The 17393-nt window shown below is 72.6% G+C and carries 14 protein-coding genes; all 14 read right to left on the bottom strand.

The genetic code is table 11. The features are described from left to right. Positions 1-64 precede the first annotated feature (64 nt). On the bottom strand, positions 65-1048 hold the full coding sequence (locus tag ACZ6N8_RS10960; protein ID WP_387123490.1) for an AAA family ATPase: 984 nt from the start codon (positions 1046-1048) through the stop codon (positions 65-67). 252 nt (positions 1049-1300) lie between these two features. After that, entirely contained in the window at positions 1301-3304 is a 2004-nt protein-coding gene (locus ACZ6N8_RS10965) for a primosomal protein N' (RefSeq protein ID WP_466009812.1), read from the bottom strand. Further along, positions 3301-4494, bottom strand: coding sequence for a methionine adenosyltransferase (metK, locus tag ACZ6N8_RS10970; protein WP_387123486.1), 1194 nt, complete (start codon positions 4492-4494; stop codon positions 3301-3303). Before metK ends, ACZ6N8_RS10965 begins: the two co-directional genes overlap by 4 nt. 87 nt (positions 4495-4581) lie before the next feature. Beyond that, positions 4582-5793, bottom strand: coding sequence for a bifunctional phosphopantothenoylcysteine decarboxylase/phosphopantothenate--cysteine ligase CoaBC (gene coaBC, locus ACZ6N8_RS10975; RefSeq protein ID WP_466009244.1), 1212 nt, complete (start codon positions 5791-5793; stop codon positions 4582-4584). Positions 5794-5807: 14 nt separating this feature from the next. Then, entirely contained in the window at positions 5808-6071 is a 264-nt protein-coding gene (gene rpoZ, locus ACZ6N8_RS10980) for a DNA-directed RNA polymerase subunit omega (RefSeq protein ID WP_007075826.1), read from the bottom strand. A 64-nt stretch (positions 6072-6135) separates the two neighbouring features. Then, the gene (locus ACZ6N8_RS10985) at positions 6136-6669 is read right to left on the bottom strand and encodes a nucleoside/nucleotide kinase family protein (RefSeq protein WP_466009246.1); all 534 of its coding nucleotides are present in this window, start codon (positions 6667-6669) and stop codon (positions 6136-6138) included. A gap of 25 nt (positions 6670-6694) precedes the next feature. Beyond that, positions 6695-7012, bottom strand: coding sequence for an integration host factor, actinobacterial type (gene mihF / locus ACZ6N8_RS10990; RefSeq protein ID WP_007458370.1), 318 nt, complete (start codon positions 7010-7012; stop codon positions 6695-6697). A gap of 178 nt (positions 7013-7190) precedes the next feature. Beyond that, a complete protein-coding gene (gene pyrF, locus ACZ6N8_RS10995) occupies positions 7191-8027 on the bottom strand; it encodes an orotidine-5'-phosphate decarboxylase (protein ID WP_466009247.1) in 837 nt (278 codons plus the stop codon). 18 nt (positions 8028-8045) lie between these two features. Beyond that, positions 8046-9320, bottom strand: coding sequence for an adenosylmethionine--8-amino-7-oxononanoate transaminase (locus ACZ6N8_RS11000; RefSeq protein ID WP_466009248.1), 1275 nt, complete (start codon positions 9318-9320; stop codon positions 8046-8048). Positions 9321-9549: 229 nt separating this feature from the next. Then, positions 9550-10596, bottom strand: a complete 1047-nt coding sequence (locus tag ACZ6N8_RS11005) for a quinone-dependent dihydroorotate dehydrogenase (RefSeq protein ID WP_466009249.1) — start codon at positions 10594-10596, stop codon at positions 9550-9552. Next, positions 10593-13940, bottom strand: coding sequence for a carbamoyl-phosphate synthase large subunit (gene carB / locus ACZ6N8_RS11010; protein ID WP_466009250.1), 3348 nt, complete (start codon positions 13938-13940; stop codon positions 10593-10595). Before carB ends, ACZ6N8_RS11005 begins: the two co-directional genes overlap by 4 nt. Next, positions 13933-15096, bottom strand: coding sequence for a glutamine-hydrolyzing carbamoyl-phosphate synthase small subunit (gene carA, locus ACZ6N8_RS11015; RefSeq protein WP_466009251.1), 1164 nt, complete (start codon positions 15094-15096; stop codon positions 13933-13935). The genes carB and carA overlap by 8 nt, the downstream gene beginning before the upstream one ends. A 55-nt stretch (positions 15097-15151) precedes the next feature. Continuing rightward, complete coding sequence (locus ACZ6N8_RS11020) at positions 15152-16429, bottom strand: dihydroorotase (protein ID WP_466009252.1); 1278 nt, start codon at positions 16427-16429, stop codon at positions 15152-15154. After that, on the bottom strand, positions 16426-17352 hold the full coding sequence (locus tag ACZ6N8_RS11025) for an aspartate carbamoyltransferase catalytic subunit (protein ID WP_466009253.1): 927 nt from the start codon (positions 17350-17352) through the stop codon (positions 16426-16428). Before ACZ6N8_RS11025 ends, ACZ6N8_RS11020 begins: the two co-directional genes overlap by 4 nt. Positions 17353-17393: the final 41 nt, after the last annotated feature.

Consider the following 17393-nt stretch of genomic DNA (forward strand, 5'->3'; position numbering starts at 1 on the left):
TCGAAGGCTCCATCATGCCCACGCCGCCGGCGCCCGGCACCCCCGCTCGGGAGCCGACGTCGGGTCAGGCGCTGACGCTCGGATCCCCCGCGAGCACCGCGTCGCCGCCGAGCAGGGCGGGCTCCGGCAGCGGCAGCTGGATCCGGTGGGCCGCCTCCCAGTCGTAGACAAGGCCGGGACGCACCTGCGCGGCGAAGTAGTCGATGGCGGTCATGCCACCCACCACCTGCTCGTCGACCTCGGCGACGAGCTGGGCCGGTACGAGGGAGAAGCCGCTCTGCAGGGCGGCGCTGAGCCGGCGGTGGCCGTCGACGACGAAGAAGTACTCACCCGTGAAGCCGATCTTCAACGGCTCCAGCCCCTCGTCACCGGCCTCGGCGACCTCACCGACGAACTCGGTGTCCCACAGTCCGCGCAGCGTGGCGATGTCCTCGGTCGGGTAGACCCGGGCCGGGTCGAGCAGCAGCAGCGGCGGGCCGTCGCGCAGCACCTCGGCGCCGAGCGTCCCCTCGTACGCCGCGACGATGTGCTCGATCACCTCGGCGGCCGAGGCACGGGTGGTGTCGCACACCAGGTCGTAGTTGCGCAGGCGGGCCTTGTCCACCCCGTACCTGACGATGAACCGGCTGCGCTCGCTCTCGCTGCGCTCCCGGAGCTTGGCCTTGGCCTCCTCCAGCGAGGCGTAGCTCTCCGCCGGCCCCGAGGGGCGGGCCAGCACCCGGCGGGCCGCCTCACCCGGCTCGGTGATCATGTGGACCTTGAGCGCGTCGGTGAAGAAGTGCCAGGCCAGCCGCGAATCCATGATCAGACTTTCGCCGGAGGCGGCGATGTCCCGCTGGAGCTGGTCGACGTAGCCGTCGACTGCCTGGTCCAGCTCGGCGTGCAGGTTGAGTTGCAGAGCGGTCATCTGCCGCTGCTGCGCCATCTCCCGGTAGAGGTCACCGACGCTGACCCGGCGCATCCCGAGCCGCTTGGCGATCTCCACCGACACGGTGCTCTTGCCGCTGCCGAGGTCGCCGTTGAAGACGATCGATTGTCGAACGGTCACGACTGGTCCACCCCTGATAACCGGCTGTTTGACATCATCGACATCGCGTCCGACCGACGCGTTCCCGCCACCGTCGCCGTCCTGCGGTGGCTCCGGTCCGGCGCTTTCGACGCCGCACCGCAACCAGGAACCGTCGTACGCCCGGGCATGACGGGCGATGCTACCACCCGAGCGGCGGCGCTCAGCCGGACGCGGTGTGCGGGCGCCACCCCCGCCGAGCAGGTCGGGGGCCGCCGGCGGCGGCCGGACCGGTCAGAACAGGCTCAGCGGATCGACCTGGAGGCGGACCGGATCGGCGGCCTTGCGGGCGGCCCGCGCCCCGGCGGCCGAGTGCAGCGCCTCGGCCAGCGCGGCGGCCCGGGCCCGGGGCACCCGGACGAGCATCCGCTCCCGGCCCTCGTCGGCGGGCACCGGCCCGAGCACCTCGGCGTCGACGGGCAGCCGGGCGGCGGCGAGCAGGTCGGCCACGGCCTCCGCCGGGCCTGTGACGCTCGCCATCCGCACCGCCGGGGGGAAGCCCAACTCCCGGCGCTCGGCCAGCTCCCGGCCGGCGAACCAGGCCGCGTCCCAGCGCAGCAGCGCCTGCACCGGGGCCAACGCGCCGTCGGCGACCACCACCACCCGGCCCGCCGGGGCCGGCCGGGCCAGCGCCGCCGCGGCCAGCCAGCGCCGCAGCGCCTCCTCACCGGCCCGCAGGTCGGCCCGGGTCAGCAACGCCCACGAGTCGAGCAGCAGTACCGCGCCGTACCCGCCATCGGCGACCGGCTCCGCGCCCGGGGTGGCCACCACCAGGGCCGCCCCGCCGGGCACCTCGGTGAGCACCTCCTCCCGCCCCGAGGTGCGCACCGGCACGCCGGGGAACGCCCGCCCCAACTCCTCGGCCGTCCGCCGCGCGCCTGTCACCGCCGCCCGCAGCCGCCGTCCACCGCACTCCGGGCAGGCGTACGCGGCGGCCACCCGGGCGCACCAGCGGCAGGCCGGGGTACCGCCGGCCGAGGGCAGCGCCAGCGGGCCGGCACAGTGCGCGCAGCGCGCCGGGGTACGGCAGTCGGCGCACGAGATCGACGGCAGGTAGCCGCGCCGGGGCACCTGCACCAGCACCGGCAGGTCCGCCCGGACGGCGTCCCGGGCGGCCGTCCAGGCCAGGCTGGGCAGCCGGGCGGTCGCCGCGCCCGGGTCACGGGCCAGCTGGGGGTCGTCGCCGGTCGGCGCGATGGCCGGAACCCGGGCGCGCACCGTCGCCCGGTCCGCCACGACCTCCCGGGCCCAGCCGGTCTCCAGCAGCAGCTGCGCCTCGGCGGTGCGGGCGAACCCACCGACGAGCGCACCGGCCTCGGCGAGCTGGGCGCGGGTGAGCAGGACGTCGCGGGCGTGCGGATAGGGCGCGCGGGGCTCGGAGTGCAGGTCGTCGCCGTCATCCCAGACGGCGACCAGGCCGAGCCGGTCCACCGGGGCGAACATCGCCGCCCGGGTGCCGATCACCACAGGCACCCGCCCGCGCCGGACGGCGAGGAACGCCCGGTACCGCCGGGCCGGCCCGAGCGCGGCGGAGAGGCTGACGTGCCGCCCCGGACCGAGGACGGCCGTGAGCGCGGCGTCGAGCCGGTCGAGGTCGCGGGCGTCGGGCACCACCACCACGGCGCCCCGCCCACCGGCCACCGTTGCGGCTACCGCGTCGGCGTAGCGGGCAGCCCAGTCCTCGCCGGGCAACGCCGACCAGACCGCGCGGGGCGCCCGGCCGTCGGTGAGCGCCCGCAGCAGGGCCGGGCCGGTGGGGTAGTCCCGCCACCCGCGCGGGTCCACCGGGTCAGCGACCTCCTCGGCGGCGGTCGGCTCCTCGGCGGGGGCGACGGACCCGGGCTGGTCGTCGCGGGGCTCCTTCTCCACCCGGGCGTGCCGGGGCGGCACCGCGAGCCGCAGCACGTCGGCGAGGCTGCCCGCGTACCTGTCGGCCACCACGCGGGCCAGCCGGGCGATCTCCGGCGCCAGCACCGGTTCCGGGGAGACCACCTTCTCCAGGTACGCGAGCCGGCCGGTGTGCCCGGAGTCGTCGGCGCGGGACAGCAGCCACCCGTCGACGAGCTGCCCCGCGAAGCGCACCTTCACCCGGGTGCCGGGCACCGCCACGTCGTCCAGCTCGGCAGGCACCAGGTAGTCGAACGGCCGGTCCAGGTGCGCCAGCGGGACATCCACGCAGACGCGCGCGACCGGCGACCCGTCCGCGGGTCGCCGGTCGCTACGCCTGGTGGCGGTCAGGCTCCCGCGGCCGACTTGAGGTCGGCGGCCCGGTCGGTGCTCTCCCACGTCAGGTCCGGCAGCTCCCGGCCGAAGTGGCCGTACGCGGCGGTCTGCTGGTAGATGGGGCGGAGCAGGTTGAGGTCCCGGATGATCGCGGCCGGGCGCAGGTCGAACACCTCGCCGACGGCCTTCTCGATCGAGGAGACGGGCACCGTCTCGGTGCCGAACGTCTCGATGAACAGGCTCACCGGGTGCGCCTTGCCGATGGCGTAGGCGACCTGCGCCTCGCACCGCTCGGCCAGGCCGGCGGCGACCACGTTCTTGGCCACCCAGCGCATCGCGTACGCGGCCGAGCGGTCCACCTTCGACGGGTCCTTGCCGGAGAACGCGCCGCCGCCGTGTCGGGCGTACCCGCCGTACGTGTCGACGATGATCTTGCGGCCGGTGAGGCCCGCGTCCCCCATCGGGCCGCCGATCTCGAACCGCCCGGTCGGGTTGACCAGCAGCCGGTAGCCGTCGGTGTCCAGACCGAGGCTCTCCAGCTCCGGGGCGATGACGTGGTCACGCACGTCCGGGGTGAGCAGCGAGTCCAGGGAGATGTCCGCGGCGTGCTGGCTGGACACGACAACGGTGTTCAGCCGGACCGGGCGCAGCCCCTCGTACTCGATGGTGACCTGGGTCTTGCCGTCCGGGCGCAGGTACGGGATCGTGCCGTCCTTGCGGACCGCGGCGAGCCGGCGCGCCAGACGGTGCGCGAGGGCGATCGGCAGCGGCATCAGCTCGGGCGTCTCCGAGCAGGCGAAGCCGAACATCATGCCCTGGTCGCCGGCGCCCTGCGCGTCGAGCGCGCTCTCCGACGCGCCGGTACGCAGCTCGAAGGCGTTGTCCACGCCCTGGGCGATGTCCTCGGACTGGGCGCCGATGGAGACACTGACGCCGCAGGAGGCACCGTCGAAGCCCTTCTTCGACGAGTCGTAGCCGATGTCGAGGATGGTCCGGCGGACGATCGTCGGGATGTCGGCGTACGCCTTGGTGGTCACCTCGCCGGCGATGTGCACCTGGCCGGTGGTGATCATGGTCTCGACCGCTACCCGGCTGTGCGGGTCCTCGGCGAGCAGGGCGTCGAGGATGCCATCGCTGATCTGGTCGGCGATCTTGTCCGGGTGGCCTTCCGTGACCGATTCGGACGTGAAGAGGCGGCGTGTCACGGCACTCCTAAGCGTGTGATGTCGTTCCGCGGCAGTCTAGTCACGACTGCGGCAGGTGTCGGGATCGGTTCCGCCCTGTTCCACCCGTCAGGAGCGGTCGGCCAGCCGCGCCACGACGAGGTCCCACACGGTGTCGGCGACGTCCTCCTTGGCCTGCTCCGGCAGCCGGCTGACCGAGCCGTCCGCGCCGATGACCGTCACCGTGTTGGTGTCGGCCCCGAAGACCTTGTCCGTGCCGACCTCGTTGACGACGATGAGGTCGGCCCGCTTCCGGGCGAGTTTCGCCCGGCCGTTGGCCTCGGCGTCGCCGGTCTCGGCGGCGAACACGACAAGCACCTGCCCGGATCGTTTGCGCTGGCCGAGCTCGGCGGCGATGTCCGGGTTCGTGACGAGTTCGATGGTGGGAGCGACGCCGTCGTCCGACTTCTTGATTTTGCCAGGCGCGTACGTCGCCGGCCGGAAATCGGCCGGAGCCGCCGCCATCACCACCGCGTCGGCCTGGTCGGCGGCCTTGACCGTCGCCTCGCGCAGTTCGGCGGTGGAGCCGACGCGGACCAGGTCGACCCCCGCGGGGTCGGGGAGGGAGACGTTCGCCGCGATCAGGGTGACCCGGGCGCCCCGGGCGACCGCCGCGCGGGCGAAGGCGTAGCCCTGCTTGCCGGAGGAGCGGTTGCCGAGGAAGCGGACCGGGTCCAACGGTTCGCGGGTGCCACCGGCGGTGACGACCACCCGCCTGCCGGCCAGGTCGTCGCTGGGTGCGAAGGCGCCCCGGGCGAGGACCCGACGGGCCACGGCGAAGATCTCCGCCGGGTCGGGCAGCCGGCCCTTGCCGCTGTCCGCGCCGGTGAGCCGCCCGACGGCCGGCTCGATGACCCGGACCCCGCGGGCGCGCAGTGTGGCGACGTTCGCCACCGTGGCCGGGTGCTCCCACATCTCGGTGTGCATGGCCGGGGCCAGCAGCACCGGGCAGCGGGCGGTCAGCAGCGTGTTGGTCAGCAGGTCGTCGGCGAGCCCGTGCGCGGCCTTGGCGAGCAGGTCGGTGGTGGTCGGCGCGACCACCACCAGGTCGGCCTGCTGGCCGAGGCGCACGTGCGGGACCTCGTGCACGTCGGACCAGACGTCGTCGGCGACCGGCTGGCCGGACAGCGCCGCCCAGGTCGGCGCTCCGACGAAGCGGAGCGCCGACGCGGTCGGTACGACGCGGACCCGGTGGCCCGACTCGGTGAAGAGTCGCAGCAGCTCACACGCCTTGTAGGCGGCGATGCCGCCGCCGACCCCGAGGACGATCGAGGCGGACATCGACGGTTGCGGGCTTACGGCTGGTCGGTCGGCTCGGCGGTCAGCAGGCCCGCGTTGATCTCGCGCATGGCGATGGAGAGGGGCTTCTCCTGGGGGGTGGTCTCCACGAGCGGGCCGACGTACTCGAGCAGGCCCTCACCGAGCTGGCTGTAGTAGGCGTTGACCTGGCGCGCCCGCTTGGCGGCGAAGATGACAAGCGCGTACTTCGACGTCGTCTTCTCGAGGAGCTCGTCGATCGGCGGGTTGGTGATGCCTTCGGGGTTGGCGATGGATCCCACGAATTAACCTCTGCGTCTTTCGAGCCGCGCGGACGCGGTGCTGAGTCTCAACGGTGGCCGGCGGTCAGCCGCGCACGCGCGACCAGGCCGGATCCGGATAAGAAGAACCGAGTAAGCCTACCAGCTCGTCGACGACCCGCTCGGTGTGGTCGTGCGTCAGGGCGTGGTCGAACCGGGCCGCGACGGCGGCGTCGGGCGGTTGCCCGGGCGGGCTCAGCAACACCAGCCGGGCGTCGGGCAGGCGCGCCCGGATCAGAGGGGCGCCGCGCAGGTCGAGCGGGAGCAGCACCGGCTGCCCGGTGTCGAGCCGGGCGCGCAGCGGCGGATACGGCGTACCCCGGCGATGCGGGCCGGCCCTTGACCACTCCAGCAGCTCGCCGGCGGCGACCCGGCGGTCGAACTCGGCCGGGGCGAGGAACACCCGGTCGACGCCGTCCACCTCGTGCTCCCGGCGCGGCCTGGTCGTGGCCTGCACCGGGATCCACACGGACGGAGAACGCGCCCGGACGAGCTCGACGACACTCTCCCTGCCGGAACCCGAAGGTCCAGCCAGGACAGTGAGCCGAGCCGCCGGGCGCGCCTCGTCATCCGTGCTCACTGCTTGTTTCTACACGCTGCCAGGTTCAGTTGGCGGCGAACTCTCCAAGCAGTGCCTTGCGCTGCTGCTCGCCGAGGCCACGCAGGCGACGACTGTCAGCGATCTTGAGCTTCTCCATGATCTGGGTAGCCCGGATCTTGCCGATGCCCGGCATCGCCTGCAGGACGGCCGAAACCTTGAGCTTGCCCACGACGTCGTCGCTCTCGGCGCGCTCGAGGACGGCACCAAGGGTGGTCTTGCCCTGCTTGAGCTGCTCCTTCAGCTCGGCACGGGCCTTGCGGATCTCCGCGGCCTTCTCGAGCGCGGCAGCGCGCTGTTCGGGGGTCAGTGACGGGAGCGGCACCAGTTCTCCTCAGGTCCCTATCGCGGCGGGCGGGGCGCACCGCCGCATCTGTGAAACGTGGTGTCGCTGTGAACCAAGGGGTCCGTGGTTCCCAGCGCGGGGAAAACTAGCGGTCAACGGAGCTTTCGGCAACGTGGGCGCGCGATGATCACCACAAAGTGACCGAGCCGTCAGTCAGTCACCGGGCAGCCAGAACGGCCCGACACTCGCCCAGCACCCGGTCCGCGGCGGCCCGCAGCGCGGCGACGTCGGGGCCCGCCGAGAGCACTTCCCGGGAGTACGAGGGAAGCACCGCGGCGAGGCTCGGACCGAAGACGGTACGCAGATCGGCCGCCCCGGCACCCTGCGCGCCGAGCCCCGGTGCGAGCAGCGGACCCCCCACGCCGGAGAGGTCGTGACCGGTGTCACCGATGGTCGCCCCGACCACCAAACCGAAGCTGCCGAGCGGCTCCGCACCCTTGTTGAGCTGGGAAATCTCGTCGATCACGGTCTGCGCGACGGTGCGCCCGTCGGCCGTGCGGGCGCGCTGCACGGCGGCTCCCTCGGGGTTGGAGGTGAGGGCGAGCACGAAGACCCCGCCGCCGTGCTCGGCGGCCAGCTCGAACATCGGGGCCAGCGAACCTACTCCCAGGTAGGGGCTCGCCGTGACCGCGTCGACATACATCGGGCTGGATGGATCAAGGTACGCGGAGGCGTACGCGTGGACCGTCGAGCCGATGTCGCCGCGCTTGACGTCCAGCAGAACGAGCGAGCCGGCATTACGTAACTGTCGGATAGTTGACTCAAGAACAGCCACTCCGCGGGAGCCGAAACGTTCGAAAAAGGCCGACTGAGGCTTGACCACCGCAACCCGGTCACCGAGGGCGTCCACGACGGTCCGGGTGAACCGGTCAAGACCCTGGACGTCGTCGTCGAGGCCCCAGCGGGCCAGCAGAGCGGGATGCGGGTCGATGCCCACACAGAGCGGTCCCCGTTCGGTTACCGCCCGGTGCAGCCGGGTTCCGAAGGTCGCCATCGCGTACTTCCTCTCTCGTCAGCCGGCCGCCACCGCTGCCGCCACCCCGGACGTGATCCGGGCCAGGTCGGCGTCGTCGGTGACGTACGGCGGCATCGTGTAGACCAGGTCGCGGAACGGCCGCAACCACACCCCCCGCTCGACGGCCGCGGTGGTGGCCGCGCCGAGGTCGACCTCGTGGTCGAGCTGGACCACGCCGATCGCGCCGAGCACCCGCACGTCGGCCACCCCTGGCGCGCCGCGCAGCGGCTCCAGGCCGGCGCGTAGACCGGCGCCCACCCTCGCGACCTGCGCCGCCCAGTCCCCGGCCCGCAGCAGACCGATGGAGGCGTTGGCCACCGCGCACGCAAGGGGGTTGCCCATGAACGTGGGTCCGTGCGCCAGCACGCCGTCCGCGGAGATGCCCCGGGCGACCTCGGAGGTGCACAGCGTCGCGGCGAGGGTCAGGTACCCGCCGGTGAGCGCCTTGCCCACGCACAGCACGTCAGGGGTGACGCCGGCGTGCTCGGCGGCGAACATCTCGCCGGTACGGCCGAAGCCGGTGGCGATCTCGTCGAAGATCAGCAGGATCCCGTGCGCCCGGGTCACCTCGCGCAGGACGCGCAGGTAACCCGGGTGGTGAAAGCGCATCCCGCCGGCGCCCTGCACCACCGGCTCCACGATCACCGCGGCCACCTCGTCGGCGTGCCGCTCGACGGTGTCCACGAGCGCCGCCACGTACGCCTCGTCGGGCGGGTCGGTGAAGCCACCCGGGGGGACCGGCGCGAAGACCTGCCGGGGCAGCACGTCGCCCCAGAGGTGGTGCATGCCGCCCTCGGGGTCGCAGACGCTCATTGGGTGGAACGTGTCGCCGTGGTAGCCGCCCCGCCAGGTCGCCAGCCGGCGCCGCTGCGGCCGTCCGACGGCCCGCTGGTACTGCAGGCACATCTTCACCGCCACCTCGACGCTGACCGAGCCGGAGTCGGCCAGGAAGACGTGTTCCAGGCCGTCAGGCGTCAGCTCGACCAGGTTCCGGGCGAGTCGCACCGCGGGCTCGTGGGTGAGCCCGCCGAACATCACGTGGCTCATCCGGCCGAGCTGGTCGGTGACCGCCGCGTCCAGCACCGGGTGCCGGTACCCGTGGATCGCCGCCCACCAGGACGACATCCCGTCCACCAGCTCCCGGCCGTCGGCGAGCCGCAGTCGCACGCCCTCGGCGCTGCGCACCACGTACGGCGGGTTCGCCGGCGGCAGCGCGGCGTACGGGTGCCAGACGTGCGCCCGGTCGGCGGCCAGGATCTCCTCGGGTGTCACACGTACTCCTTCCAGGAACGGACGGGCCGCGCGGCGGTCGTCAGGCGGCCCGTCCGGCCCCTCCTTCTCCGCCTTTGCTCTGCTTCAACGGAGGCAACGCCCGGTGTCCGGATATCGGACGTCGGCCGTTGCGTGGGGTGAAGCAGAGCAAAGGGCCAGCAGAGCGGGTGGGCAGCCCGGCGCGGAGCCGGCTCGGCGCCGGGCTGGGCCGGCACCGGGCCCGGTCCGGTCACCGGCCGGCGACCGGGTCCGGTGCCGCCGCCGTGGCCGTCGCGCGGGCGGCTGCCCGCACCAGGGCCGGACCCCGGTAGATGAAGCCGGTGTAGAGCTGCACCAGGGCCGCCCCGGCGTCGAACATCCGCGCCGCGTCGTCCGGGTCCAGCACCCCGCCGACCCCGATGATCGGCAGCCGGCCACCGGTCTCGGAGTGCACGAACGCGACCACGTCGCGGGCCCGTGCGGTCAGTGGCCGGCCGGAGAGACCGCCGGCCTCGGCGCCGCGTTCGGCGTCCACAGTGGCCAGCCCGGCACGGGCCAGTGTGGTGTTGGTGGCGATCACCCCGGCCGCGCCCCGCGCCAGGCACACCTCCAGCAGCTCGGCGATGGCCGCGTCGGTCAGGTCCGGTGCGATCTTGACGAGCACCGGCTTCTCCCCCACCAGAGCGGCGAGCAGCGCGTCCAGGTGCGCCCGGTCCTGAAGGGACCGCAGGCCCGGCGTGTTCGGCGAGGAGACATTCACCGCGAAGTAGTCGCCGTGCCCGCGCAGCGCCCGGTACGAGGCCAGGTAGTCCTCGACCGCCTCGTCCAACGGAGTCACCTTCGACTTGCCCAGCGAGATGCCCAGGGGCACCCCGAGCGGGCGCGGCAGCGCCGCCAGCCGGGCGGCCAGCGCGGCGGCGCCGGCGTTGTTGAAGCCCATCCGGTTGACCACCGCCTCGCTGGCCGGTAGCCGGAACAGCCGGGGCCGGGGGTTGCCCGGCTGGGCGTGCGCGGTGACCGTGCCGACCTCGACGAAACCGAAGCCGAGGGCCGGCCACGCCGGCAGTGCCACGCCGTCCTTGTCCATGCCGGCGGCCAGCCCCACCGGGTTGGGGAACCGCACGCCGAACACCGTGCGCGGCGCCTGGACCGCGTAACGGGCCCGCAGGGCCGCCAACGCCGCCGGACGCCGGGAGAGCGCGGCAAGCCTCCGCAACGTCCACTCGTGGGCCGCCTCGGCGTCCCCGCCGCCGAGGCGGAACAGCTGGGGCCGCACCACCCGCTCGAACACTGTCACTGGGCCGCCCGCAGGGTGGCGTGCAGATCCTGCAACGGGCGGACCTGCATGTCACCGCGAATACGCGCCTCGACGCCCATCACGGCCGCGGCCGCGCCGGGGACCGTGGTGATGCACGGGATGTCCGCGGTGACTGCCGCGCTGCGGATCTCGTACCCGTCGGAGCGGGCACTGGCACCCGAACCCTGCGGCGTGTTGATCACCAGCGCCACATCGCCACGGAGGATCAGCGACACCGCGTCGTCGCCCTCACCGGCCTCGTAGTGCTTGCGGATCTGCTCGCAGGCGATGCCGTGCCGGCGCAGCACCTCGGCCGTGCCGGTGGTCGCCACGATCTCGAAGCCCAGATCGGCCAGCCGCTTGATCGGGAAGATCATGCCGCGCTTGTCCCGGTTGGCCACGGAGACGAAGATCTTCCCGGCGGTCGGCAGCGACCCGTACGCGGCAGACTGGCTCTTGGCGAAGGCGTGCCCGAAGTTGGTGTCGATGCCCATCACCTCGCCCGTCGACTTCATCTCCGGCCCGAGCAGCGAGTCGATGCCCTTGCCCGCGCGGGTACGGAAGCGCTTGAACGGCAGCACCGCCTCCTTGACCGCGATCGGCGCGTCGGCGGGCATCGTGCCCCCGTCCCCGGTCGCCGGCAACAGGCCCTCGGCGCGCAGTTCGGCGATGCTCGCGCCGAGCGCGATCCGGGCCGCCGCCTTGGCCAGCGGCACCGCCGTGGCCTTGGAGACGAACGGGACCGTCCGCGACGCGCGCGGGTTGGCCTCCAGGACGTAGAGCACGTCGTCCTTGAGCGCGTACTGCACATTGAGCAGGCCTCGGACGCCGACGCCCCGCGCGATGGCCTCGGTGTAGCGGCGCACCTCGGCCAGGTGCGAGCCGGCGAGGGTGATCGGCGGCAGCGCGCAGGACGAGTCGCCGGAGTGGATGCCGGCCTCCTCGATGTGCTCCATCACCCCGCCGATGTAGACCTCACCGTCGGCGTCGCAGAGCGCGTCCACGTCGATCTCGATGGCGTCGTCGAGGAACCGGTCCACAAGCACCGGGTGGTCCGGGGAGATGTCGGTGGCCCGGCCGATGTAGTCGCGCAGCGTCGGGTCGTCGTAGACGATCTCCATGCCCCGACCGCCCAGTACGTACGACGGGCGGACCAGCACCGGGTAGCCGATCTCGTCGGCGATCGCCTTGGCCTCGTCGTAGGACGTGGCCATGCCGTGCGCCGGCGCGCGCAGCCCGGCCCGGGCCAGCACCGCGCCGAACGCGCCCCGCTCCTCGGCGAGGTGGATCGACTCCGGGGAGGTGCCGACCACAGGTACGCCGGCGTTCTTGAGCCGCTGCGCCAGGCCCAGCGGGGTCTGCCCGCCGAGCTGCACGACCACACCGACCACACCCGGCCCGCCGGCCGCCCGGCCGGACGAGTCCTCCGCGTGCCAGGCCTCCAGCACGTCCTCGAAGGTCAGCGGCTCGAAGTAGAGCCGGTCGGCGGTGTCGTAGTCGGTGGAGACCGTCTCCGGGTTGCAGTTGACCATGACGGTCTCGTAGCCGGCCGCCCTCAGCGCCTGGACCGCGTGCACGCAGGAGTAGTCGAACTCGATGCCCTGCCCGATCCGGTTCGGCCCGGAGCCCAGGATCAGCACCTTCGGCCGGTCCGACGGCACGACCTCGGTCTCGGAGTCGTACGACGAGTAGTGGTACGGGGTGGTCGCCTCGAACTCGGCCGCGCAGGTGTCCACCGTCTTGTAGACCGGGCGTACGTCGAGGCGGTGTCGCAGGGCGCGGACGCCGTCCTCGGCGGCCAGCTCCGGGCGCAGCGCGGCGAGCTGCCGGTCGGACAGGCCGGCCCGCTTGGCCCGGCGCAGCAGGTCGGCGTCGAGCACCGGGGCGTCCAGGATCTCGGCGCGCAGCTCGATCAACGCGACGATCTGGTCCAGGAACCAGGGGTCGATCCCGCCGGACGCCTCGGCGACCTCGGCGATCGACGCGCCGAGGCGCAGCGCCCGCTCGACGGTGTACAGCCGGCCGTCGTGCGGGATGCGCAGCGCGGCGAGGGTGTCCGCCAGGGTGACGCCCGCCGGGTCCGGGGTGGTCCAGAAACCACATGATCGGGTTTCCATCGAGCGCATCGCCTTGTTCAGCGCCTCGGTGAAGTTACGCCCGAGGCTCATGGCCTCGCCGACCGACTTCATAGTGGTGGTCAGCTCCGGGTCCGCTCCGGGGAACTTCTCGAACGCGAACCGGGGGATCTTCACCACCACGTAGTCCAGGGTCGGCTCGAACGCCGCAGGGGTCTTCAACGTGATGTCGTTGGGGATCTCGTCGAGGGTGTAGCCGATGGCCAGCTTGGCGGCGATCTTCGCGATCGGGAAGCCTGTCGCCTTGGAGGCCAGCGCCGAGGAGCGCGACACCCGGGGGTTCATCTCGATCACGACGATCCGGCCGTCGGCCGGGTTGACCGCGAACTGGATGTTGCAGCCGCCGGTGTCCACCCCGACCTCGCGCAGCACGGCGATGCCCAGGTCGCGCAGGCGCTGGTACTCCCGGTCGGTGAGCGTCATGGCGGGGGCCACGGTGACGCTGTCGCCGGTGTGCACGCCCATCGGGTCGATGTTCTCGATCGAGCAGACCACCACGACGTTGTCGTGCCGGTCGCGCATCAGCTCGAGTTCGTACTCCTTCCAGCCGAGCACGCTCTCCTCGATGAGGACCTCGTGCACCGGGCTGGCGGCCAGGCCGTCGCCGGCGATGCGGGCCAGGTCCTCAGGGGTGTGCGCCATGCCGGAGCCCAGTCCACCCATGGTGAACGACGGCCGGATCACCACCGGCAGGCCCAGCTCGGCGACTGTCGCCTCGACCTCGTCCATCGAGTGGCAGACCCGGGAGCGGGGCACCAGGCTCGCCGGACTGGGTACACCGAGGCGAACCCCGGCCTTGGCGACGATGTCCTTGAACAGCTGCCGGTCCTCGCCCCGGTTGATGGCGTCGATGTTGGCACCGATCAGCTCGACGCCGTACTTCTCCAGGACGCCGCCCTCGTGCAGGGCGACGGCCGTGTTCAGCGCGGTCTGCCCGCCGAGGGTCGCGAGGATCGCGTCCGGGCGCTCCTTGGCGATGACCAGCTCCACGAACTCCGGGGTGATCGGCTCGACGTAGGTCGCGTCGGCGAACTCCGGATCCGTCATGATCGTCGCCGGGTTGGAGTTGACCAGGCTGACCCGGATCCCCTCGCTGCGCAGCACCCGGCAGGCCTGGGTGCCGGAGTAGTCGAACTCGCAGGCCTGCCCGATGACGATCGGCCCGGAGCCGATCACGAGGATGTGCTTGAGATCGGTCCGCTTAGGCATTGCTGCGCCCCCTGCTGTGGGTCAGGCCTTCGATCAGTTCGGCGAAACGGTCGAAGAGGTAGTCCGCGTCGTGCGGGCCGGCCGCCGCCTCCGGGTGGTACTGCACGGTGAACGCGGGCACGTCGATCGCCCGAAGCCCTTCGACCACGTTGTCATTGAGGCAGACGTGGGACACCTGGACGCCACCGAACTCGGTGTCGATCACCTGGTCGGGGACGACCGCGCCGGCACCCGCACCGGGCACCCGCACCGCGAAGCCGTGGTTGTGGCTGGTCACCTCGACCTTGCCGGTGGCCCGGTCGAGCACCGGCTGGTTGATGCCCCGGTGGCCGTAGCCCAGCTTGTACGTGCCGAAGCCCAGCGCCCGGCCGAGGATCTGGCTGCCGAAGCAGATGCCGAACAGCGGGATCCGCCGGGTCAGCACCTCCCGGGCCAGCGCCACCGGCCCGTCGGCGGTCCCCGGGTCACCCGGACCGGGCGAGAAGAAGACCGCGTCCGCGCCGGTGGCGAGCAGGTCGTCGATGCTCGACGAGGCAGGCAGGACGTGGGTGGTCACCCCGCGCGCGGCGAGCCGGCGCGGCACGTTGCGCTTGATGCCCAGGTCGAGCGCCGCCACGGTGAACCGGTGCTCGCCTACCGCCTCGACGACGTACGGCTGGGCGGTGGTCACCTCGGCGGACAGGTCCGCGCCGACCATCTGCGGTGACTGGCGGACCCGGGCCAGCAGGCTCTGCGGATCGGTGTCCACACTGGAGATGCCGACCCGCATGGCGCCCCGCTCGCGCAGGTGCCGGGTCAGCGCCCGGGTGTCCACCCCACTGATGCCCACCACACCCTCGGTGGCGAGCCGGTCCTCCAGCGAGCCGGTGGCCCGCCAGTTCGAGCCGATCCGGGCGGGGTCGCGCACGACGTACCCCGCCACCCAGATCCGGCCGGACTCGTCGTCCTCGCCGTTGACTCCTGTGTTGCCGATGTGCGGCGCGGTCTGCACCACCACCTGCCGGTGGTAGGACGGGTCGGTGAGGGTCTCCTGGTAGCCGGTCATGCCGGTGTTGAAGACCGCCTCACCGAAGGTCTCACCGACACTGCCGTACGCCTCACCGGGGAACGTGCGCCCGTCCTCGAGAACGAGGATCGCGGAACGTCTGCGGGTCACTGTGCTTGCCTTTCGTTCGCGACTGCGGGGCTCCGCTTCGCTGCACTCCTCGCGCTCACCGAACTGCCTTTCCGTCCAGGACCGTCGGCTCGCCGCGCAGGAAGGTCGCCACGATGCGACCTGGCAGCGTCATGCGGGCGTACGGGGTGTTGCGACTGCGGCTGGCCAGCTCCGCCGGCTCGATGGTGCGGCGGGCGGCCGGGTCGATGAGTGTCAGGTTGGCCGGCACGCCTGGCGCCGGGTCGACGCCGTGCCCGGTCAGCCCGGCGATCCGGGCGGGGGTACGCGACATCCGCTCGGCGATCAGGTCCCACTCGGGGCCGAGCACGTCCAGGGCGATGGACAGGGCGGTCTCCAGACCGAGCATCCCCGGGCGGGCGTACGCCCACTCGCACTCCTTGTCCTCCACGGCGTGCGGGGCGTGGTCGGTGGCGATGATGTCGATCACCCCGTCGGCGAGCGCGGCCCGCAGCGCGGCGATGTCCGCCGCCGTCCGCAGCGGCGGGTTGACCTTGAACACGGGGTCGTACGTCTGCGCGCGCTCGTCGGTGAGCAGCAGGTGGTGCGGGGTGACCTCGGCGGTGACGCGTACCCCACGGGCCTTCGCCTGGCGCAGTACCTCGACGCTGCCGGCGGTGGAGACGTGGCAGACGTGCAGTCGGCTGCCCACGTGCTCGGCGAGCAGCACGTCCCGGGCGATGATCGCCTCCTCGGCGACGGCCGGCCAGCCGATCAGGCCGAGTCGGGTGGAGACCTCACCCTCGTGCATCTGGGCGCCCTCGGTGAGCCGGGGCTCCTCGGCGTGCTGGGCGATGATCCCGTCGAACGCCTTGACGTACTCCAGGGCGCGGCGCATCAGCTTCGGGTCGGCGACGCAGTGCCCGTCGTCGGAGAAGATCCGCACCCTGGCCGCCGAGTCGGCCATCGCGCCCAGCTCGGCCAGGCGCTCGCCGGCCAGCCCGACGGTGACCGCGCCGATCGGCTGCACGTCGACAAGTCCGGCCTCGCGGCCGAGCCGCCAGACCTGCTCGACGACGCCCGCGGTGTCGGCGACAGGCGAGGTGTTCGCCATCGCGCAGACGGCCGTGTAGCCGCCAAGCGCCGCCGCGCGGGATCCGGATTCGACGGTCTCGGCGTCCTCGCGGCCGGGCTCGCGCAGGTGGGTGTGCAGGTCGACGAGGCCGGGCAGGGCGACCAGCCCGGTGCCGTCGACGACTGTGGCGTCCGGCGCGGACAGGTCGGGGCCGACCTCGGCGACGACGCCGTCGCGGATCAGCAGGTCGGTCGGCGCGGCGCCGACGACGCTCACGTTGGCGATCAGGTACGCGGTCACCTGTTGTTCCCTCCGAGCAGCAGGTACAGAACAGCCATCCGCACGGAGACCCCGTTGGTGACCTGTTCGACGATTGTGGATCGGGGTGAGTCGGCCACCTCGGGGGTGATCTCCATCCCGCGGTTCATCGGGCCGGGGTGCATGACGATCGCGTGCTCGGGCAGTCGGCGCATGCGCGGGCCGTCCAGGCCGTAGCGGCGGGCGTACTCGCGCGCGGAGGGGAAGTAGGAGTCGTTCATCCGTTCCCGCTGGACGCGCAGCATCATCACCACGTCCACGTTCGGCAGCACCGAGTCGAGGTCGTAGGAGACGTCCGTGCCGGGGGCGAGCGCCGCCGCGATGTCCACCGGGATGAGGGTGGGCGGGCCGACCAGGGTGACCTTGGCGCCGAGGGTGGACAGCAGCAGGACGTTGGAGCGGGCCACCCGGGAGTGCAGCACGTCCCCGACGACCGCGACCGACAGGCCGGCGAGCCGGCCCAGCCGGGACCGCATGGTGTACGCGTCGAGCAGCGCCTGGGTGGGGTGCTCGTGGGTGCCGTCTCCGGCGTTGACCACCGACCCGTCCACCCAGTTCGCGAGGCGGTGCGGCGCTCCGGAGGCCGGGTGCCTGACGACCACCGCGTCGGCGCCCATGGCCTGCAGGGTCAGCGCCGTGTCCTTCAGGCTCTCGCCCTTGGTGACGCTCGACCCCTTCGCGGAAAAGTTGATCACATCGGCGCTGAGTCGCTTCGCCGCCGCCTCGAAGGAGATCCGGGTGCGGGTCGAGTCCTCGTAGAAGAGGTTCACCACCGTACGGCCGCGCAGCGCGGGCAACTTCTTGATCTCCCGGCCGGCCACCGTGGCCATCTCGGCGGCGGTGTCCAGGATCTCGGTGGCGGTGTCGGCGTCCAGGTCGGCGCCGGAGAGCAGGTGCCTGATCATGAGAGCTGCGCCTGCCTTTCGTTCGCGACTGCGGGGCTCCG

Source organism: Micromonospora sp. NPDC047521, from assembly GCF_055587305.1.